The sequence below is a fragment of the Legionella sp. W05-934-2 genome (genome assembly GCF_964199965.1).
GTDB lineage: Bacteria > Pseudomonadota > Gammaproteobacteria > Legionellales > Legionellaceae > JAFIFT01.
Genome location: NZ_CAXMZT010000006.1, coordinates 120,422 through 139,382, shown reverse-complemented (window position 1 = coordinate 139,382; position 18,961 = coordinate 120,422). Strand labels below are relative to the sequence as shown.

The following is an 18,961-nucleotide window of genomic DNA, read 5'->3' as shown; positions in this document are numbered from 1 at the left end:
TTAATCAACCGTTACTCGGTTGACCTCCTCTATCGTGGTGACGCCCTCTTTAATTTTTATTAACCCTGATTGATAGATTGTTAGCATGCCATCCTTGGTTGCCTGATTGAGAATATCGAGCGAATTTCCGCCAGTCATGATGATGCGTCCGATTTCCTTAGTCATCGGCATTACTTCAAATAATCCGACCCTGCCTCGGTATCCATTTGTGCATTGGTTACAGCCAACAGCCCTATATGGTTTAACTTTTTTGGCATCTGCTTCAGAGAACCCAAGCTCGATTAAACCTTCGGGTGGAATATCATCAATAACCTCACGGCAGGATTCACACAACCGTCTTGCTAAACGTTGGGCGATAATGATGCTGACGGAGCTGGCGATATTAAACGAAGGGACTCCCATATTCACCAAGCGAGTTAACGTCTCTGCGGAGCTATTGGTGTGTAATGTGGATAATACTAAGTGACCGGTTTGTGCCGCTTTCACTGCAATTTCAGCGGTATCTAAGTCGCGTATCTCACCCACCATGATGATATCCGGATCTTGGCGAAGGAATGAGCGCAATGCGGAGGCAAAATTTAAACCTGCTTTTAAATTAATATTAACTTGGTTGATGCCAGGCACCTTTATTTCCACCGGATCTTCTGCCGTTGAGATATTTCTTTCTTTGGTATTTAACATTCCTAATGCCGTATAGAGCGTGACTGTTTTACCGCTACCGGTAGGTCCTGTTACTAAAATCATCCCCTGAGGCTTGTCAATTGCCTTGAGAAAATGTTTTTGTTGAACCTCACTGAAACCGAGTTTTTCAATACCTAATTTCGTCGTACCCGGATCTAAAATACGCATAACCACCTTTTCGCCACCGACAGTTGGGCAGGTGCTGACCCTAAAATCGATTGCACGTGATTTTGATAAGCGCATTTTAAAGCGTCCATCTTGTGGCACCCGTCTTTCAGAAATATCTAAATTCGACATCACTTTGATCCGCGCTGTTATTCGACCAGACAGACCAATCGGTGGGGTAGCAATGACACCTAAAATACCATCTTGTCGATAGCGAACTCTGTATTCACTTTCGAAGGGCTCAAAATGGATATCTGATACCCCTGATTTGATGGCATCGATCAGTATTTTATTCACGAATTTAACAATCGGCGCATCATCTTTGGCTAGATCGGCTGGATCGCCATCGGCATCTTCATCACTTGTGATCTCAAGACTTTCTAAATCGGTAATTCCATCATCAACATAATCATCCAGGCCTTGTTTATCTTTTTTGCTGAGTAATGATTCGATGGCTTCATGAAGTTTATCGCTTTCTACAATGATAGCGTGGGAATGAAGTCCCGTATGAAATTGTATTTCCTTTAAAGAAGCATGTTTTGATGGATCATCGGTCGCAATATAAAGATTATTACCTCGCGTAAATATGGGTAAAATCATGTGTCTTTGAATGAGCTTTTCATTGACTAAGGCAAGTGGGGCAGTGTCGATATCAACCGCATCCAGATCCAAAAGAGGCACGCCGAAACTTTCAGCTAGACGTATAGCGACTTCGGTTGCGTTTAGGATGGAATTTACCACCAAGAAATGCAATAAGGGCACTTTATCTTTTTGTGCTTGTTGCTGGTGTTTTAATGCATCTTCCTTGCTCAGGAGCTCTTCATGCACTAATAACTGAGAAATTCCATGTAATCTGGGTGTTTCTGTTGTTGTTTGCATAATCAATAAAATCACATAGATTTAAATTAAATATAGTGTATAAAGAAAATATTTGCTGAAAATTAAGCTGATATGATTGTAAAGAAATACAAAAAGATTTAAATATATACACATTGGGGCTATTTCCTTATCCTAGGTTTGGACTTTTGCAAGGGAGTCTATCAATTTGATGACGAATGTCAATTCTATCGTATAGCCAATATGTTCGGGCACGGTCATGGGCACCGCTTTGCTGGGCACGGGCACGTATTCGAACGGGGTAGATTTTAATTTCTTGTAAAGAAGCTATTCATTGGTTTATTGACAGTTAAACAAGCTTCCCCTAACTTATTACTTTGGCAAACAGTTGTTACGTTTGTTAGGTGGGTGCGATTGTCAAGCGCACTCCGAAATTTTATAACCTAACTTAAACGACTTACTTTTATAATAGGGTGCAAGGTGGATCAGTTTCATAATGGTATCGAAGCATGGTTTCAAACCCAACATGGACATCGCGTGATGCGACAATTTCGTGAGCAGTTGCGTCCGTTATCACCTACCATCAAAGGGGATAAAATTTTGCAGTTGGGATTAACCAGCAACACGCCTCTTTTTTCTGAATTATCCTATTCACATGAGTGGATTCTCACCTCAAAATCTAGCAACGATTCGCGAGTCGTTCGGGCAAACTATGATGAAATTCCTTTTGAAAATGAATCGTTGAATGCACTGCTTATGCCGCTGAGTTTTTGTGAACGAAACTTTCATGATTGGCCATTAGATGAGGTTGACAGGGTGTTAAAATCCATGGGCTATGTTATTTTTTTTGCTGTGAACCCCATCAGTTTGTGGGGGGTAAGTTTACGTTTTCGCAAACTTTCCTTTATCGATAAAACCGTGTCTCATCTTCCCTCATTATTGCAGTTAAAAAGGGCCATGCTCCGTCGAGGGTATCAGCATTATTATGTCAACTACTTTTACTATCTCCCACCCGTAAGCCGCAATATTACCATTAATCGCTTAAGGGTAATTGAGCAAATGGGGGAGTTGTTTCCCCCTTGGCCTGCCGCTTTTTACCTATTAGTGATGAAAAAATCCAGTCTTACATACCCCGATGCAGTGGTTTCAACCTTAACTCAGAAAGCGTCAACGTCAATTTGATTGAGCTAATTGTCTGAATTAAGTATAATCGTGCAAAAATTGTAATTGGGTAGTGAAATGGCTTCAAAGTGTCTATATCGGTTGGTTTTTGCATATCAAGACAAAATATACGAAATATACGTTCGTTCAATTTGTGAGAGTGATATATTTGGATTTCTAGAGGCAGAGGAATTTGTATTTGATACGCAGGCATCCATGGTAGTTGACCCTTCCGAAGAGAAGCTAAAAATGGAGTTTAAGTCAGTTAAAAAAACCTATATCCCGATGCACGCAATCTTGCGAATTGATGAAGTTGATAAACAAGGCGTTGCTAAAATCTTAGATGGCAAAAATAGCCAAACTAAAATAAGCTATTTTCCTCACCCTGAAACTGAAAGGTAAAGTATTATGTCTATTCCCAGTAAAATTCGTCAAGTTTATGAGCGATCGAGTTGTCTGTATACGTCAAACGAAGTGGAGGCGGCGCTCGACAGAATGGCTATCAATATCCATGACAAATTATCCGATAAAAACCCCGTGATAATCTGCGTGATGATTGGGGGGTTGGTTCCCTTAGGCAATTTATTGCTCCGGCTCGACTTTCCCCTCGAAGTGGATTATGTTCATGCAACCCGCTATCGGGGTGAAATACGGGGTGGAGAACTTGAATGGATTGTCCGCCCATCGGTGGATCTGAAAGGGCGCAATGTGTTGATTGTGGATGACATCTTAGATGGCGGTGTTACCTTGGCTGCCATTGTCAAAGAGGTTAAAGCAATGGGCGCGGATGAGGTTTACACAGCAGTATTAGTGGACAAACATCACAAACGTGTGCCCAATGGTTTAGATAAAGCAGACTTTGTTGGATTGGAAGTCGATGATCATTACATATTTGGTTATGGGATGGACTATAATGAATATCTCCGCAATGCACCTGGCATCTATGTGGTTGACCCACAAGATGAATAATAAAAATTGCAACTATTTAGCCTCGTTCACCGAAAAGCCCTATTTGGCGCATCTTGAGCTAAAACCTGACTTTTCCCTGTAAATTGAAAAATCTAGGTGAATAGATAAAAAAAAATAAATTTGACTATAATCTATCATATACCTCGATAACTGCGTTGATAGGGATGAAATCATATGAAGTACTTCTATGCGCTATTTTTGCCTTTCGTCATGGAAATCAGCTACGCCGATGTGACCTGTTATTTAAATATCGTAAAAGATTCCTGCTGGAATGATTTTAATGTCAATGTTGTGGCCATTGATACAAGTAATAGAAGTCAAGTTGCACAGGCTACCATTGCCAAAGGCAGCAAATGGACACGAGTTTCCTTCAAATGCAATCCAGGGCAAACACTGCTTTATAATGCGACATTTACGCCGGCGTTTTGGGAAGCAGATAAGGATAAAGTATACCATGCTACCCAATATTGGTCTTTACCGAACCAATTAAACCCTGGCGACGTGGCCTGGGAATTGACAATCTGTTTTCCAAGCAGCTTTAGTGGCGTGCCTTTTCCGCCCACTGCAGGCAGTGATTGCGCTTGCCAATACGATCAGATTCAACCATTAAAGCTAAAAACAGACAGCTCCAGCCAATAAACCTGACAGTTATCGAAAGTGTGATTCATATTTATACCCAATTTACTTTTATCACCAAGTTTCACTTTTCAACATTGAGTTTATATTGTCCGATGGTGTATGATGAACGACTTTTTAAAGACTTAATTCAAAGAACAATAAAGTATGTCTGAGTTAAAAAGTTTGATCGCTCAAACGTTGCTTGTGGGTTTTGAAGGGGCTGACATCAATGAGGTTCGTGATGAACTAGCGCCTTTAATCGAATTAAATGCAGCAGGCTTTATCCTGTTTAGCAATCATTTCAAGCAACGACAATTAAAAAAAAATATCGTTGACTATTTTCAAACCCAATCATTAATCGAAGGTTTGCAAGCTATTAATGGTAAGCATCATCCATTACCATTACTCATGGCGGTTGATTATGAAGGGGGGCAGGTTGATCGCTTAGGGCATTTGCGCGGGGCGCCAGTGACTTGTTCAGCCAAAGAATCAGCGAGGCTTCCGCAATCATTATTTAACCAACAAGCCCAATCAATGGCAGATTTTTGTCATCAATTAGGGTTTAATATTAATTTTGCACCAGTCGTTGATTTGGATTTGAGCAATGGCCAAGGTTGTATCAATATGTTGGATCGCAGTTATGGTACAAATGCGCAACAAGTTAGCAAGCTAGCATGGCAATTTATGCAACCGTTTTTGCAGTTGGGTATCGCTTGCTGTCTAAAGCATTTCCCTGGCCATGGATCCGCCATGGGCGACACCCATTTACAGCTAGTCGATGTATCCGATACCTACGAGATGGATGAGCTAAATCCGTTTCAACAAATTCTACATCACCAACATCCTTTGGTGATGGTAATGACAGCCCATATTATCAATCGAAATCTCGATTCAACCGGGTTACCATCGACGTTATCCCGTGTGATGTTGAATCAACAATTACGGAATAAATGGCATTACGATGGGGTTATCGTCAGTGATGACCTGCAAATGCATGCTTTAGCGCATCATTATTCCTTGAGTGAGCGGCTAGCAATGGCGATGAATGCGGGTTGCGACTTGTTAATCATTGGTAATCAAATGAGTTATGATGAGCCGATGGCAATCATTGACATGATGGCTTCACTCGTTAACAATGGGGACATTTCGCTATCGCGTCTTCAACAAGCTGCTGACCGGGTAAGAAAATTAAGACAACGTATTAACAATAAAGAGGTCGTATGAAGAAGTTAGTTACCAGCCTATTGATACTTTGCACGGTGTTATTATCGGGTTGTTCCAGTTGGTCAAACAAAGAAGTCGATGTGAATGCTGAATACCGTGGTTTGACGGCAAAGCAGCTATATGATCAAGCAAATCAATCCGTCAATAAAGGCAATTACAAAACGGCAATCCGTGAGTTTGAGGCAATGGAAACGTTATACCCTTTTTCAACCTATGCGCAAACCGCTCAGACAAAATTGATGGATGCCTATTATAAAAACGAAGAGTATGCCTCCGCAGCTGCTTCTGCGCAGCGTTATATCCATCTATATCCTCGCGCTGAGAACGTTGATTATGCCTATTATTTGAAAGGTTTGGCAAACTTCCAACAATACCGAGGCGCTTTTGCTAAGTTTTTACCCATGGACGAATCCTGGCGTGATCCTGGTACTGAAGCGCAGGCCTATGCAGATTTTGGGATATTTATCCAACGTTTCCCAAACAGCAAATATAAAGCGGATGCGCTGCAAAGAATGATTTATTTAAGAAACATGTTTGCTCAACGCGAACTAAACAATGCGAATTACTACTTTGAACGTCAACTATACGTTGCGGCCGTTGAACGCGCCAATTACCTGATAGAAAACTACCCTCAGGCACCGTCTGCCGAGCAGGCGTTAACGATAGCCTATCGAGCGAATATAAAATTGGGTTTACAAGCAGCTGCTGCGGATGTTGCTAAAGTCTATGAAGCAACCTATCATAAATCCATGAAGGTTTGATAACCGTGTCTATCCACATGGTTTAGGGTATATTGCCAATCAGCTTTATAAGTGATTCATACAAAATTGGGCAATATCAACTCTACGACATACCCAAACGTTTGGCTTTGATTTTAGATAATTCAAAAATTCCTTAATCACTTGGGCGCGTGCCGGATAGCCACTAATTCTTGGGTGTAAGCCAATTGTCATGACAGACCATCGATTTTCAGATACTAAATAATCCAGTGTATTTTTTAATGTCAGATAAAAATCAGCGGGTCCACTGAAACCTGGTTGAGTACAAAAACGAAAATCATTGGTGACCAAATTATAAGGAATAATGAGATGGCGATCGTCATCATAATAGGGGATATCATCAGCATAACTATCCGAGTCATACAAGAATCCACCGATTTCTTTCAATAGACGGCGGGTATGATTACTTTTTCTACCGCTGTACCAACCTTTTATGCGTTGATTCGTTAATTGTTCAATCGTAGCAATGGTCTTAATCATGTGCCTTTTTTCTTCAGGAGCACTCAATTGCGACTGATCAATCCACCGCCAACCGTGCCCAGCGATATCATACGCTTTCTGAGTCAAATATTGACAAAGCGGGGGATTTAATTGTAAGGCAAGTCCTGTTGCAAAAAGGGTTAATGGGACATTGTTTTTTTCAAATAACCGCAATAAACGCCAAACACCGGCACGGCTACCATATTCATACAAAGACTCCATGCTAAGGCTGCGTTCATTTTTTTCCTTGCGGCTTAATGGGAATTCGCCCCCATAATTTTCACAACTATCATCGCCATTGACTGGCGTTAGCTCAGCGCCTTCTTCATAATTTAAAACAAAATTAACGGCAACTTTTGCACCATTTGGCCAATCATAGTCAGGAGGGTTCGGGCCATAGCCGATGAGGTTGCGTTTCATTTTAGCCTAACTCAAATGTGGTGATGCCATAAATTTGTGCATCTTTCAAATTAGGCTGACCCTTTAGATACATTCTGGCAGTCTCAAACACTTTTTCCATTTGGTAGTGACCAACCAATGCCCGGGCATGTTTATTATTCTCGGGAATATCTAAAATAACCGTCTCACCATGGGCATGATTAGCCAAAGCCTGAAATAATTGGTCTGCGATAGCGGGTGTGTTTGCAAATAAAGGACCTATTTTAAACCCTTTTCGACAGGCGCGAATAACGCCATATCCTTTGATTTCATTATCCTCTATCCATACGAGTGAAAGGCTGTTAGGTTGATTAACCCATGCTTTCAAAAACACAGGCCTTTCAGCCGGAAAATGTTGGCGATCGTAGTCGAATAAGGTTGGTAAATGCCGTGGTTCGATGGGTTTAATTGCCTTATGATTGATAGGAAAAGAGGGCAGTTTGGCCACTTCATATCGTGCATTGTTATGGGCTATTTTGTAGCCAAGGCGTGCATATTTATCCAGCATGTTGGTGACGCCATCGATACCAGCATTACGGCTACCAACATACTCGAGTCTCTTTTTCGTTAGTTTAAGACCGTATCCTTGTCCTCTAAAATCGGATGCAACGATGTAAAAGCCGCAAAAAGCAAAATGATTATCATAGCGGACGGCTGACCCAACTGCGATGATTTGGTCATCCACTAAGCCGGCAAAAAAACCATGGGGGTCAGTGGCAAAGAAACAGTCTGCATCATGAAGTCCAGGATTCCATCCTTCGGCTGCAGCCCATTCAATAGCCGTATCGATTTCTGGGCGAACCATCCTGCGAACGATGTAGTTTTCTGCCATATTCGCAATCCTTATAGTTGATTAAAGAAGATACCCCCCTGATAAAAAAGAGGGGGCGGCCATATTACCATGATATCTTCCTTAGTCTAATTGTAGGATGTTTTTGCGCGGTTATGCCACAGTTGGTTCTTGTTCAGAAGTCAGCGTAATGGATTGAACACAGCTCTTTGCTAAGTCATCCACTAAACCACGCAGCTCACCTGATAAAAGGGTCAGTGCAGCATCTTGTTGTTGATAGTCTTCATCAAGTTGTTTTATTTCTTGAAAATCGTCATTCAAATAATCAAGGCATTTCAAACGTTTTACAATGAGATCTTGGGTGAGTGTAAATTGAATTCTATCGTGCCATGTTAATGAGATTTCAGCTGCTGCTAGCCCTTGCTCAATCAACGTTAATATTTCATCAGCAGGCATTTCATACCCTTTACAATTAATTTTTTTCTTTTCGTCGCTTTGTGAGAATAACAAGCAATCATTCGCTAAAGAAAAGTTTGCTGGTAGTGTTTCGGGGTGACTGATCCAACTTGCAAATCTTAATGCCATGTCAACTTGAGGGCTAAATGGCTCAATGCTGATTGATGGAACAGATTTTCGTAGCAAGCTGAGTAATTGAGAAGCCTGGTTTGCAGAACTGCTGGCAACATAAATGCGATGAGAAACCGTATCGATGATGGCTGGCAAGCGCTTTTGTAAGCAGAACGACTTTGGCAATAAGTCAAATTCAATGTCTTCCATCATTTGCGCTTTTTCTTGTTTTTTTACTTGGCGATTTTGTTGCACTTCAATTTGCTCAATTTTTTCACTCAGCTCTCTTTGGATGACAGCCCTTGGCAATATTCTTTCTTCCTTTCCAAGGCAAATGAGTTTTGCGCCAGCCACATCTTGGACGAGTTCGTCCGAATAAGCTGGTAGCCACCCATACATAAATCGAGCATGGGGGGGGCAAGGTTTTAAATAGTCATTTCTTAGCGCTTCAGCAAAGTCTATTTCTTCTGCTAATTCATAATGGAAAACCATTAATTGATTGAACCACATAGTATCACCTGTTGATTAGTATGATTATTAAAGATGAATGCCAAGCGTATGTTGACAATTCATTACAAAATGTTAACAGACCATCGGCTTATTCTAGAAAACCAGGACTTATGCAAATAACCAAGGTCAAAATTTCTTTTTTCAACGCAAAGATTGGTTTTTTGCATAAGTCCTGAGAACTTCAAATCGAACTGCCTACTTTACCAAAAGATATTTAACGCTACCACTGTTGAAGTGAAATCTACGGTATCTTTTCCAGTGATAGTAAGCCATTGGCCGATAATAATACCAATATGTTCATTCCAATTATATTCCATTGCGGGGGCAATCGATATTTCTGTTACTGAGAGGTGCCCGATAATAGCAGGCATATTGATTGGATTGGCTATTCTGCCGTTAAAGCGTGTTGCTTGGCGATGTGAAATATACCCCTCCATCACCGCTGCCCAATGACGCGTCCAAGTATACTCAAAGGCGAGATCAGCACTGACCATGCTCCCTATATGGATAGTTCCCGTGGTTCCAGGATATCCACCATAGGTATTCCGACCATTTAGTTTGACATTCGATGCGTAATTGTAGTCCATAACAAGTCGTGTTCGTAGATACTGATCACCAAAGAAATGATAGAGGTATTGAAAATTAAAGCCAAAGGTTGTTTGATAGCTACCTAACCCGGTGATGTTGTTTTTTAAGGCATTGATATTTTCATATTTTCCCGTCGGGAGTGTTTCTGAAATACTTAAGCGGAAGTCTGGCCAATAGTCATGTTGTTCTAATAATTGAAAACCCATTAACACGGAGACATCGGAAAATCGATGATAAACAGAAGGTTTATTAACTTGATTAATTGTATAAGGGGGAAGAAACTGCACATCCATCCAATCGTTTAATCCATAAGTATATAATGGGTTAACTTGGATATTAGTGGAACTGGCTGAGTGAACGTGATGCCAATGACGCGTATACAAACCGGTATTTTCAGTATAAAAAAAATAGGGCTCAAAATCATAATGTCCAGCAGGGATAGTATGGCCGCTCCGTGCCAGTAATGGGCCGGTAAAAAGGGGGCCTCCCAACGCTTGTGCGCTAAAGCAAATAATTCCTATGACTAAGACATTGCGCAATAAAGGCATAAGATAGAATCCTTCTCATATCTCGATAAATAATCATACTTGATAATCACTGTTGTATAAATAGGGGTGGAAAACCAATTTCAATCCAATCATAATGGGGAAACAAAAATCAACGCTAAGGACTCAAGCAAATGCTAATGAATCGAGAAGAATTATGCTTTGTATTGGTGGATGTGCAAGAAAAACTCATTGGTGCGATACATCATCATCAACAAGTTGTGGACAACTGTCATTGGTTAATGCAGTTAGCTGACGAATTATCTATCCCGGTGCTCATCTCCGAACAATACCCTCAAGGGCTAGGGGAAACCACAGAACCCCTTGCAATGTTTAAAAAGCATCATCTCGTTGCTGAGAAAACGGCATTTTCCTGTGCCCAAGATAGCCAATGTTTGACAAAAATTGCGTCGTTAAATCGTAAACAAGTTGTTCTCATGGGGATAGAGGCCCATGTTTGCGTCTTACAAACGGCTTTTGATCTTAAGAAGAAAGGGTATGTCGTTTTCGTTGTTGCTGATGCGATTGGTTCCCGCCATGAAAAAGATTATAAGATAGCGCTGAAGCGATATCAGCAAAATGACATCGCTCTAGTGACCAAAGAAATGGTTTTCTTTGAATGTTTACGCGATGCCAAAAATCCCCAGTTCAAAGAATTAAGTAAAACATTTTTTATTAGAAAGAAAGACAAAGAGCAATCTTAGGGAAGATTCCTCGTGACGCCCCGAATATCTTAATAGGAGTATGTGTGAATGAATCAAGATAATCTAGTCGTGTTAGTCACTGGCGCGGCCTCAGGTATGGGTCTAGCCTGTGCAACCTATTTTGCCGAACAAGGTGCCACAGTGATGGGATGGGATAAGAATACACAGCAAGTGACCACTTCAAAACGAATGCACTATTTGAATTGTGATGTGAGCCAATCCGATGATGTAGAGAAAGCTTATTCCCAAACGTGTCATGTAATGGGAATACCCCGCGTCGTTATCAATTGTGCGGGCATCGCACCTGCAAAGCGGATGGCTGGTCGCGATGGTCCTATGCCGTTAGAGCAGTTTCAACAAGTAATTAATGTTAACTTAGTTGGCACGTTTAATGTGATGAGAGTGGCAGCCTATGGCATGACTCAGTTGTCTTTAGAGGAAAATGAGCGGGAGAGAGGGGTTATTATCAACACGGCGTCTATTGCTGCATATGAAGGCCAAATAGGTCAGCTAGCCTATAGCGCATCAAAAGGAGGTGTTGTGGCAATGACCTTGCCCGCCGCGCGTGAGCTCGCTTCAATGAGTATACGAGTAAACACCATTGCGCCAGGACTGGTGGCAACACCACTGCTATTAAATATGCCAGAGGAAGTGCAAGAGTCACTCGCCAATACGGTCACCTTTCCCAAACGGCTTGGGGCGCCAGAAGAGTTTGCACGTTTATGCGGTCATATCGTAACAAACGAGTATATTAATGGCGAAATAATCCGTTTGGATGGCGCCTTAAGAATGCAAGCAAAATAATTTGGCTATCTTGTTATTCGATAAATTTAGCAAATTCAATTAAATGTTGACGTTGCGTATCCTCTTGCAAATAAGCAGTTAATGACGATAGGCAACGTTGGTAATCTTCTTGATTGAGTTCACCTCGCATTAATTGGAAACGCAGATATACCAAATAGGTATTCAACACATCGGTTTCACAATAATCACGAATCGCTTTTAAATTCCCCGCTTGATATTGCTCCCATACTTTGCTCCCACTCATGCCCATTTTTCCTGGGAATCCAAGCATGGTAGCAATTTCATCTAACGGAGCGAAGGCACGATTATTATAGCCTGCAATCATATCCATCAAATCCAAATGGCGATAATGATAACGATTGATGTAATTATTAAATTTATAATCGCGATCATGCTCTCCCAATTCCCAATACGAAGGGGCGGCAACCGAATGAAGCAATGATCGATAATGCATAACCGGTAAATCAAACCCTGAGCCATTCCAACTGAGTAACATAGGTTTAAATCGATCGATACCTTGAAAAAATCGTTCCAATAATTCTTTTTCTGACGAGCCCTCTTCGCCAAGGGACCAAACTTTCACTTTTTCATGTTGGGCAAGGACCAGTGATATCGCCACCACTTTTTGCAGATGATGGGGTAGAAAGTCATTCCCTGTTTTTTCTCGCCTTAGTTTAAATAGCGCTTCAGAAACTTCATAATCCGTTAATCCATCTAGCTGATATAACCGGCGACCAGATTCCACATCGGGAATAGTTTCAATATCAAACACGAGTACTGTCATCAATTATTCCTTTTTTTAAAGCAGTCAGAATACCGAAACTTGTTTATGGGAGCAATAATATACCCAAGATACTTTAAATTGCTGACTCTATGATGTCCATTATTTCGCCCAAATACTAGCATTTTGCAGTATCTTGGGTATATCCTATACTTTCCATTAGATATATCAGAGGTATTCCTAATGTTACGAGTTGTATTGTTTGTATTCGGGTGTCTCATTTCAATTTCTACTTACAGTGAAACAGCCATTTTTGCTGGGGGCTGCTTTTGGTGTGTGGAAGCAGACTTTGATAAGTTGCCTGGTGTCACAAAAACGATTTCTGGTTTTGACGGTGGAAAAGTTAAATCGCCAACTTATCAACTCGTTTCGTCGGGTAAAACCAAGTATGTTGAGTCTGTGCAAATCACTTATGATCCGAACAAAATTAGCTACCAAAAATTGGTGGAATATTATTTGATGCATATTGATCCAACCGACAGTGGCGGTCAATTTTGTGATAGGGGTCGTCAATATCGACCGGTCATTTTTTATCAAAATGATCAAGAGAAAGATATCGCCTATTCGGTATTACTCGAGGCAAAAAGAGTGTTAGAAAGGGAAAAGGTCGTTGTAGAATTGTCTCCATCAACAACTTTCTACCCAGCTGAACAATATCACCAAAATTATCATGTCAATCATTCCGTTAAATACAATTATTATCGCTGGCGATGTGGTAGAGACCAACGTGTTAAAGAGGTGTGGGATGGTAAATCGTTATAAAATGATCGCGGGCATTTTAGGGATGTCCTTGGCGTTTTGTCTATCAGCAGAAACATTTGATAAACAAAAACGACTAAAAGAATTAACACCGCTGCAGTTCAAAGTAACACAAGAGGGAGCAACCGAGAAGCCCTATAAAAACCCCTATTGGGATAATAAAGCGGAAGGGATCTATGTGGATATTGTTAGTGGGGAGCCTTTATTCAGTTCCACGGATAAATTTCAATCCGGAACAGGATGGCCTAGTTTTATCAGGCCAATCACTAAAGATGCCCTCACTTATCACGAAGATAGAAGTTGGTTTTTGATTAAGCGCACTGAGGTTAAGTCTAAAATAGGGTCTTCCCACCTTGGGCATGTATTCAATGATGGACCAAAGCCAACCGGCATGCGTTATTGCATCAACTCTGCCGCACTGAAATTTATTCCCAAAGATGAAATGAAAGCCGCTGGGTATGGTGATTATTTATATTTATTCGAGAAAGGAACTCAAGGCACTTCAAAAATGAGTGATTGAGGTTTCTCGCTTTGTATCATGCTATTTGTTAATGACCCTCTCTTTGCTTCACTTCGATCACAACGACGGCTTATTTAAAATTTGTCTGATAAAAAGAGTTTCTCGGGTATCGCCCCTTATTTAATTGCTTGTTCGTTAAAATTTCATCATAATATAGGCCACTCCATGTGTTTTTGTTATAGGTGACCAGTATGCAATTTATCGATCTCCAAGCCCAATACAAACGAATTGAAGCCGATGTATTGATGGGTATTAAAGCCGTTCTTGACCATGGCCAATATATCATGGGCCCTGAAATTAAAACATTAGAAGAACGGTTAGCGATGTATGCTGGTGTCAAACATGTAATCGTCAATGCCAGTGGTACAGACGCATTATTAATGGCGTTACTAGCGTTGGAAATTCAACCAGGGGATGAAGTCATTACCTCGCCATTTAGCTTTTTTGCGACAGTGGAAGTGTTGGCATTGGTGAATGCAAAGCCAGTGTTTGTTGACATTGATCCTATCACGTATAACATTAATGCGAATGCAATTGAGCAGGCAATTACTGCTAAAACCAAAGCGATTATGCCTGTCAGCTTGTATGGACAATGTGCTGAGCTTGATACCATCCAAGCAATAGCACGCAAACATGGTATTGCCGTCATTGAGGATGCTGCACAAAGTTTCGGAGCGACGCATCATGGCAAGCCTTCTTGTTCCATATCGGATATTGGTTGTACGAGCTTTTTTCCTTCTAAACCCCTCGGTGGCTATGGTGATTCAGGTGCCTGTTTTACCGACGATGATGTTTTAGCCGAGCGCCTTCGCGAAATCCGAGTTCATGGGCAATCAGCGCGCTACCTTCATACGCGAGTCGGCATCAATGGCCGAATGGATACCATTCAAGCGGCCATTTTAATTGAAAAATTAAAACTGTTTGCTGAGGAAGAAAAATTACGCCAAAAGGTTGCACAACGATATAATCAACTGTTATCCCCGTTTTTACCAGTGCCTCAAGTATTGAGCCACAATACCAGTGTTTATGCCCAATATACCATTGAAGTCAATCATCGTGATGCGTTTATCGCAGCAATGCAAGAGCAAGGCATTCCAACGGCGGTTCACTATCCCATTGCCATGCACATGCAACCTGCGCTCGCTTATTTAGGGCATCAACTCGGTGAATTCCCTCATGCAGAGAAAGCAAGTGCGTCTGTGGTTAGCTTACCCATGCACCCTTATCTCAGCGAAGCAAATCAAGATGAAGTTGTGCATGCCGTTCGTCACAGCTTGTCGGTCATTGCAGAGATTTAAGCTAAATGGAAAAGTCAATCATTGTCGCGCTCGATTATGCTTCTCAGGTGGAAGCATTAGCGCTCATCGATCAATTAGATGCAACCCGGTGTCGGCTAAAAGTCGGCAAAGAAATGTTTACTCGATTTGGCCCGGATTTTGTCAAACTTTTGGTTAATCGCCAATTTGATGTATTTTTGGATTTAAAATTTCATGATATCCCAAATACAGTCGCCAAAGCCTGTCAATCGGCTGCAGACCTTGGGGTTTGGATGGTCAATGTTCATGCATCGGGTGGCCCTGCCATGTTGGATGCTGCTCGTCAAAGTTTAGAAAGTTATGGAACAAAGCGTCCTTTACTCATCGCTGTCACGGTCTTAACAAGCTTTGACCAACAACAACTGCATCAAATCGGTATAGAGCATTCAATTGAACAACAGGTTTTGTTGCTAGCTGATTTGGCTTCGAAAGCTGGTTGTGATGGCGTTGTTGCTTCTGCCCTAGAAGCAAGTGCGATAAAGCAAAATACGCCTAGCCTCTTAACGGTCACCCCCGGTATTCGTTTGTCTGATAGTTCTCTGGATGATCAAAAAAGAGTGATGACGCCGGCAAAAGCAAGGAAAGGTGGCAGCGATTTTCTGGTGATAGGTCGCCCAATTACGCAAGCTAAAAATCCAATGTCCGTGCTGCAAGCCATCGAAAAAGAATTAGAGTCGGTATTTTTATAATAGAGAGTAACTTCCCATGATGCTATGTATTGATGTTGGCAATTCCCACATATATGGGGGCGTGTTTGCGGGGAAGGAGTTGCGCCTACGTTTCCGCCATACTTCAAAAATGAGCACATCCGATGAATTCGGTATTTTTTTGAAGTCAGTCCTGCGTGAAAATAATTGTTCACCCGACGCAATAACTCAAATTGCATTTTGCTCGGTTGTTCCTAACATCGATTATTCGTTGCGATCGGCCTGTTTAAAATATTTTGGTCAGGATCCTTTTATTCTTCAACCGGGTGTAAAAACGGGTTTGAAGATCAATTATCGAAATCCCCTCGAGGTGGGTGCTGACAGAATAGCGAATGCGATTGCCGCCGTTCACCAATTCCCCCAACAGCCGCTTATTATTATTGATTTTGGAACGGCAACAACGTTTTGTGCTGTCACCTCAGATAAAAATTATTTGGGTGGCGCAATAATACCCGGTTGCCGCTTATCAGTGGAAGCGTTGAGCACTAACACAGCACGACTTCCATCGGTTGAAATTATCAAGTGCTCCGATCCAATAGGGCGCTCTACGATAGAATCCATACAGTCAGGGATCTATTACTCGGTTAAAGGTGCCTGCAAAGAAATTGTGTCTGAAATCAATCAACGTCATTTTCCAAAACAAAAAGCCACTGTTTTAGCAACAGGTGGGTTCGCCGTACTTTTTGAGCAAAGCGATATTTTTGATATATTAGCTCCAAATTTGGTTCTTGAGGGCATTCGCCTAGCTGCGCTAAGTAATAACCCTGAATGGGAATAACCTTATACCCGTGATCATTCATGATCAATCGTCGATTAGGACTGTCTAATTGGCCTCTGCGCACTTTGCGCGGCATCCTCAAATATCAATCACTTCATTCGTAAGCCCTGTCTTACCCTGATCCTAATTTTATACCCAACTAACTTCAAAATGCGAACGGGATTGATGATACGAGCCTAGTTCTGTCAAACCTCATCCTATTTCAAAAGGGCTTCTAAATAACTTCCCTCAATTTCCCCTATCCCCGGAAACGGAGAGAGGGTCCCCGAAGGGCGTGAGAGGGGTTTTTCGTAAGTCCTGTGCCATAAAATTCATCAATTTTTTCCAAAAATGCTTGACGAATGGGTTATTGTGTCTTTATAGTGTAAAAAAGTGGTGAAAAAAAGTTTAAAAGTGGAAATTTGTGGGATAAGTTTGGAAGTCGATACCCAGTTTGAATGAGGTCGCCATGTTTAGGGGCATAAATGCGATAACCATTGATGCGAAAGGTCGGTTAAATTTTCCGACTCGGTATCGTGACGCCTTGAAAAACATGGATGGTGGGTCGCTTGTTGTGACAATTGATACCGAAGAGACTTGCTTGCTCTTATATCCAATTGCCGCATGGCAACACATCGAAAATAAGTTGCAAAAAATGCCAAGTTTTAACGCGGCAGCACGACGAATCCAGCGGTTATTGATTGGCCATGCAACGGACGTCGATATTGATGCGAACGGGCGGGTTTTGATTCCCACCGTGTTAAGAGATTACGCCCAGCTAGACAAAAAAGTGGTGATGATCGGGCAGGGAAATAAATTTGAAGTATGGAATGAACAGTTGTGGCAAGAAAAACGTGAGCAATGGCTTGAAGATGAAGCCTCTGGCAAAGATGAATTGCCAGATGAAATGAAAGACTTTTCTTTGTAGGGGCAAGTATGAGCGAACATCAAACGGTGTTACTCAACGAAGCAGTGGCAGGTCTGGCTGTTGATGCAGATGGCATCTATGTCGATGGGACCTTTGGGCGCGGCGGTCATAGTCAGGCAATCCTGAGCCAGTTGTCTGACAAAGGCCGCTTGTTTGCCATTGACAAAGATTGGCAAGCCATATCCTACGCCGAAGAATTGATTAACGACTCACGTTTTACCATGATTCAAGGCAGTTTTGCAGATATAAAGATCCTGGCAGAGCAGTATGAATTGATGGGAAAGGTCAACGGTATATTGCTCGACTTAGGCATTTCCTCACCTCAGGTAGATAATCCGGAGCGAGGATTTAGCTTTATGCATGATGGGCCATTAGATATGCGGATGGATACAAAACAGCCAATGGATGCAAAAACATTTATTATGGGCAGTGACGAAAAAACCATGGCGTACGTGTTTAAGACATATGGTGAAGAACGATTTGCAAAAAGAATAGCCAATGCAATTGTGGCGGCAAGAAAAATTCGCCCGATTGAAACAACGTTGCAGTTGGCAGAAATCGTCAAAGCAGCGAACCCAAAGTGGGAAAAACACAAACATCCTGCGACAAGAGTATTCCAAGCAATTCGAATACATATTAACCAAGAGATATCGGATTTGGAGCAATTTTTAAAACATGTTTTGGACGTTTTAACGATCGGCGGGCGTTTAGCCATTATCAGTTTTCATTCGTTAGAAGATCGTGTCGTCAAACAATTTATGCGAAGTATGTCTGAAGGCCCGCATTTACCGAGAGATGTCCCTGTAATGACAAAAGATATCATTGTGCCATTTAGGAGGATTGGTAAGGCAATCAAAGCATCAGATGTTGAAATAAAACATAACCCAAGAGCACGCAGTGCGGTGTTAAGAATAGGAGAGAAAGTAGCATGAATACCGCAGTTAAAAGAATTTTAAGGCCTGATAGCCTGAACAGTGTTGCACAGATTAGTTCTTTGCCAGTCAATGGGGTTTTTATTTTAGCTGTTTTAGTCACTGCCATCGCGGTAATATTTACAACTAATCAATATCGCGTTAACTTTTCGGAGTATGAGCAGTTACAACGACAAAACCGTCAACTCGTTCAGCAGAAAAATCAGTTAATGACTGAACGAACCTACTACACTCGCCATGATCGATTAAAGACTATCGCGATGGGCTCCCTTTCTATGAAAGATCCTGATAATATTAGCTATATTGATTGATGGATTAGTTGAAGCCTGGTCTAAACTTAGGTATAAACAGTTGAAATGCATGTTGGGCTAAGGCCAACATGCCCCTTTGCTGTTGTAAGT

General features: G+C 41.6%; 22 protein-coding genes. 16 read left to right on the top strand and 6 right to left on the bottom strand.

Annotation, left to right across the window (positions count from 1 at the left end):
- Window positions 1-1,725 carry a type IV-A pilus assembly ATPase PilB gene (pilB, locus tag AB3348_RS08630; RefSeq protein WP_367607190.1) on the bottom strand — a complete coding sequence of 575 codons (1,725 nt, stop codon included), beginning with the start codon at window positions 1,723-1,725 and terminating at the stop codon, window positions 1-3.
- A gap of 438 nt (window positions 1,726-2,163) precedes the next feature.
- Between pilB and AB3348_RS08625 the strand changes: the two genes are divergently transcribed.
- The 6 genes from AB3348_RS08625 to AB3348_RS08600 all read left to right on the top strand — a co-directional run bounded on the left by AB3348_RS08625 (window position 2,164) and on the right by AB3348_RS08600 (window position 6,416).
- On the top strand, window positions 2,164-2,865 hold the full coding sequence (locus tag AB3348_RS08625) for a hypothetical protein (RefSeq protein WP_367607189.1): 702 nt from the start codon (window positions 2,164-2,166) through the stop codon (window positions 2,863-2,865).
- A gap of 57 nt (window positions 2,866-2,922) precedes the next feature.
- Window positions 2,923-3,246, top strand: coding sequence for a DUF1820 family protein (locus tag AB3348_RS08620; protein ID WP_367607188.1), 324 nt, complete (start codon window positions 2,923-2,925; stop codon window positions 3,244-3,246).
- Window positions 3,247-3,252: 6 nt separating this feature from the next.
- Window positions 3,253-3,813, top strand: a complete 561-nt coding sequence (locus AB3348_RS08615; RefSeq protein ID WP_367607187.1) for a hypoxanthine-guanine phosphoribosyltransferase — start codon at window positions 3,253-3,255, stop codon at window positions 3,811-3,813.
- Between the two features lie 174 nt (window positions 3,814-3,987).
- Window positions 3,988-4,452: a hypothetical protein gene (locus tag AB3348_RS08610; RefSeq protein ID WP_367607186.1), complete on the top strand. Its 465-nt coding sequence runs from the start codon at window positions 3,988-3,990 to the stop codon at window positions 4,450-4,452.
- 144 nt (window positions 4,453-4,596) lie between these two features.
- Complete coding sequence (locus tag AB3348_RS08605; RefSeq protein WP_367607185.1) at window positions 4,597-5,655, top strand: glycoside hydrolase family 3 N-terminal domain-containing protein; 1,059 nt, start codon at window positions 4,597-4,599, stop codon at window positions 5,653-5,655.
- Window positions 5,652-6,416, top strand: a complete 765-nt coding sequence (locus tag AB3348_RS08600; RefSeq protein ID WP_367607184.1) for an outer membrane protein assembly factor BamD — start codon at window positions 5,652-5,654, stop codon at window positions 6,414-6,416. Before AB3348_RS08605 ends, AB3348_RS08600 begins: the two co-directional genes overlap by 4 nt.
- 45 nt (window positions 6,417-6,461) lie before the next feature.
- Here AB3348_RS08600 and AB3348_RS08595 read toward each other — a convergent pair whose 3' ends face one another.
- The 4 genes from AB3348_RS08595 to AB3348_RS08580 all read right to left on the bottom strand — a co-directional run bounded on the left by AB3348_RS08595 (window position 6,462) and on the right by AB3348_RS08580 (window position 10,355).
- Window positions 6,462-7,334, bottom strand: a complete 873-nt coding sequence (locus AB3348_RS08595; RefSeq protein ID WP_367607183.1) for a polysaccharide deacetylase family protein — start codon at window positions 7,332-7,334, stop codon at window positions 6,462-6,464.
- A 1-nt stretch (window position 7,335) separates the two neighbouring features.
- Complete coding sequence (locus AB3348_RS08590) at window positions 7,336-8,184, bottom strand: GNAT family N-acetyltransferase (protein ID WP_367607182.1); 849 nt, start codon at window positions 8,182-8,184, stop codon at window positions 7,336-7,338.
- Window positions 8,185-8,295: 111 nt separating this feature from the next.
- Window positions 8,296-9,219, bottom strand: coding sequence for a recombination-associated protein RdgC (locus tag AB3348_RS08585; RefSeq protein WP_367607181.1), 924 nt, complete (start codon window positions 9,217-9,219; stop codon window positions 8,296-8,298).
- Window positions 9,220-9,419: 200 nt separating this feature from the next.
- Window positions 9,420-10,355 (bottom strand): hypothetical protein, encoded by a 936-nt coding sequence (locus AB3348_RS08580; RefSeq protein ID WP_367607180.1) that lies wholly within the window; start codon window positions 10,353-10,355, stop codon window positions 9,420-9,422.
- 131 nt (window positions 10,356-10,486) lie between these two features.
- Between AB3348_RS08580 and AB3348_RS08575 the strand changes: the two genes are divergently transcribed.
- Window positions 10,487-11,056: an isochorismatase family protein gene (locus AB3348_RS08575; protein ID WP_367607179.1), complete on the top strand. Its 570-nt coding sequence runs from the start codon at window positions 10,487-10,489 to the stop codon at window positions 11,054-11,056.
- 48 nt (window positions 11,057-11,104) lie between these two features.
- Window positions 11,105-11,860 carry an SDR family NAD(P)-dependent oxidoreductase gene (locus AB3348_RS08570; RefSeq protein ID WP_367607178.1) on the top strand — a complete coding sequence of 252 codons (756 nt, stop codon included), beginning with the start codon at window positions 11,105-11,107 and terminating at the stop codon, window positions 11,858-11,860.
- Window positions 11,861-11,873: 13 nt separating this feature from the next.
- On the opposite strand, the gene AB3348_RS08565 is transcribed toward AB3348_RS08570, so the two are convergent.
- Window positions 11,874-12,644, bottom strand: coding sequence for a 3'-5' exonuclease (locus AB3348_RS08565; RefSeq protein ID WP_367607177.1), 771 nt, complete (start codon window positions 12,642-12,644; stop codon window positions 11,874-11,876).
- 180 nt (window positions 12,645-12,824) lie between these two features.
- On the opposite strand from AB3348_RS08565, the gene msrA reads away from it, so the two are divergent.
- The 8 genes from msrA (at window position 12,825) to ftsL (ending at window position 18,871) form a co-directional block, all read left to right on the top strand.
- Window positions 12,825-13,403, top strand: coding sequence for a peptide-methionine (S)-S-oxide reductase MsrA (gene msrA, locus AB3348_RS08560; RefSeq protein ID WP_367607176.1), 579 nt, complete (start codon window positions 12,825-12,827; stop codon window positions 13,401-13,403).
- A 1-nt stretch (window position 13,404) separates the two neighbouring features.
- The gene (msrB, locus tag AB3348_RS08555) at window positions 13,405-13,920 is read left to right on the top strand and encodes a peptide-methionine (R)-S-oxide reductase MsrB (RefSeq protein WP_367607285.1); all 516 of its coding nucleotides are present in this window, start codon (window positions 13,405-13,407) and stop codon (window positions 13,918-13,920) included.
- A 191-nt stretch (window positions 13,921-14,111) separates the two neighbouring features.
- A complete protein-coding gene (locus AB3348_RS08550) occupies window positions 14,112-15,218 on the top strand; it encodes a DegT/DnrJ/EryC1/StrS family aminotransferase (RefSeq protein WP_367607175.1) in 1,107 nt (368 codons plus the stop codon).
- 5 nt (window positions 15,219-15,223) lie between these two features.
- On the top strand, window positions 15,224-15,925 hold the full coding sequence (gene pyrF / locus AB3348_RS08545) for an orotidine-5'-phosphate decarboxylase (protein ID WP_367607174.1): 702 nt from the start codon (window positions 15,224-15,226) through the stop codon (window positions 15,923-15,925).
- A 16-nt stretch (window positions 15,926-15,941) separates the two neighbouring features.
- Window positions 15,942-16,721 carry a type III pantothenate kinase gene (locus AB3348_RS08540; RefSeq protein WP_367607173.1) on the top strand — a complete coding sequence of 260 codons (780 nt, stop codon included), beginning with the start codon at window positions 15,942-15,944 and terminating at the stop codon, window positions 16,719-16,721.
- A gap of 448 nt (window positions 16,722-17,169) precedes the next feature.
- Window positions 17,170-17,628, top strand: coding sequence for a division/cell wall cluster transcriptional repressor MraZ (gene mraZ / locus AB3348_RS08535; protein WP_367607172.1), 459 nt, complete (start codon window positions 17,170-17,172; stop codon window positions 17,626-17,628).
- A gap of 8 nt (window positions 17,629-17,636) precedes the next feature.
- Window positions 17,637-18,560 (top strand): 16S rRNA (cytosine(1402)-N(4))-methyltransferase RsmH, encoded by a 924-nt coding sequence (gene rsmH / locus AB3348_RS08530; RefSeq protein ID WP_367607171.1) that lies wholly within the window; start codon window positions 17,637-17,639, stop codon window positions 18,558-18,560.
- The gene (gene ftsL / locus AB3348_RS08525) at window positions 18,557-18,871 is read left to right on the top strand and encodes a cell division protein FtsL (RefSeq protein ID WP_367607170.1); all 315 of its coding nucleotides are present in this window, start codon (window positions 18,557-18,559) and stop codon (window positions 18,869-18,871) included. The genes rsmH and ftsL overlap by 4 nt, the downstream gene beginning before the upstream one ends.
- Window positions 18,872-18,961: the final 90 nt, after the last annotated feature.

Excerpts from the sequence above, each read along its gene's own strand:
- pilB (WP_367607190.1), bottom strand. The coding sequence starts at position 1,725 with ATGCAAACAACAACAGAAACACCCAGATTACATGGAATTTCTCAGTTA.
- AB3348_RS08620 (WP_367607188.1), top strand. The coding sequence starts at position 2,923 with ATGGCTTCAAAGTGTCTATATCGGTTGGTTTTTGCATATCAAGACAAA.
- AB3348_RS08615 (WP_367607187.1), top strand. The coding sequence starts at position 3,253 with ATGTCTATTCCCAGTAAAATTCGTCAAGTTTATGAGCGATCGAGTTGT.
- AB3348_RS08610 (WP_367607186.1), top strand. The coding sequence starts at position 3,988 with ATGAAGTACTTCTATGCGCTATTTTTGCCTTTCGTCATGGAAATCAGC.
- AB3348_RS08605 (WP_367607185.1), top strand. The coding sequence starts at position 4,597 with ATGTCTGAGTTAAAAAGTTTGATCGCTCAAACGTTGCTTGTGGGTTTT.
- AB3348_RS08600 (WP_367607184.1), top strand. The coding sequence starts at position 5,652 with ATGAAGAAGTTAGTTACCAGCCTATTGATACTTTGCACGGTGTTATTA.
- AB3348_RS08595 (WP_367607183.1), bottom strand. The coding sequence starts at position 7,334 with ATGAAACGCAACCTCATCGGCTATGGCCCGAACCCTCCTGACTATGAT.
- AB3348_RS08590 (WP_367607182.1), bottom strand. The coding sequence starts at position 8,184 with ATGGCAGAAAACTACATCGTTCGCAGGATGGTTCGCCCAGAAATCGAT.
- AB3348_RS08585 (WP_367607181.1), bottom strand. The coding sequence starts at position 9,219 with ATGTGGTTCAATCAATTAATGGTTTTCCATTATGAATTAGCAGAAGAA.
- AB3348_RS08580 (WP_367607180.1), bottom strand. The coding sequence starts at position 10,355 with ATGCCTTTATTGCGCAATGTCTTAGTCATAGGAATTATTTGCTTTAGC.
- AB3348_RS08575 (WP_367607179.1), top strand. The coding sequence starts at position 10,487 with ATGCTAATGAATCGAGAAGAATTATGCTTTGTATTGGTGGATGTGCAA.
- AB3348_RS08570 (WP_367607178.1), top strand. The coding sequence starts at position 11,105 with ATGAATCAAGATAATCTAGTCGTGTTAGTCACTGGCGCGGCCTCAGGT.
- AB3348_RS08565 (WP_367607177.1), bottom strand. The coding sequence starts at position 12,644 with ATGACAGTACTCGTGTTTGATATTGAAACTATTCCCGATGTGGAATCT.
- msrA (WP_367607176.1), top strand. The coding sequence starts at position 12,825 with ATGTTACGAGTTGTATTGTTTGTATTCGGGTGTCTCATTTCAATTTCT.
- msrB (WP_367607285.1), top strand. The coding sequence starts at position 13,405 with ATGATCGCGGGCATTTTAGGGATGTCCTTGGCGTTTTGTCTATCAGCA.
- AB3348_RS08550 (WP_367607175.1), top strand. The coding sequence starts at position 14,112 with ATGCAATTTATCGATCTCCAAGCCCAATACAAACGAATTGAAGCCGAT.
- pyrF (WP_367607174.1), top strand. The coding sequence starts at position 15,224 with ATGGAAAAGTCAATCATTGTCGCGCTCGATTATGCTTCTCAGGTGGAA.
- AB3348_RS08540 (WP_367607173.1), top strand. The coding sequence starts at position 15,942 with ATGATGCTATGTATTGATGTTGGCAATTCCCACATATATGGGGGCGTG.
- mraZ (WP_367607172.1), top strand. The coding sequence starts at position 17,170 with ATGTTTAGGGGCATAAATGCGATAACCATTGATGCGAAAGGTCGGTTA.
- rsmH (WP_367607171.1), top strand. The coding sequence starts at position 17,637 with ATGAGCGAACATCAAACGGTGTTACTCAACGAAGCAGTGGCAGGTCTG.
- ftsL (WP_367607170.1), top strand. The coding sequence starts at position 18,557 with ATGAATACCGCAGTTAAAAGAATTTTAAGGCCTGATAGCCTGAACAGT.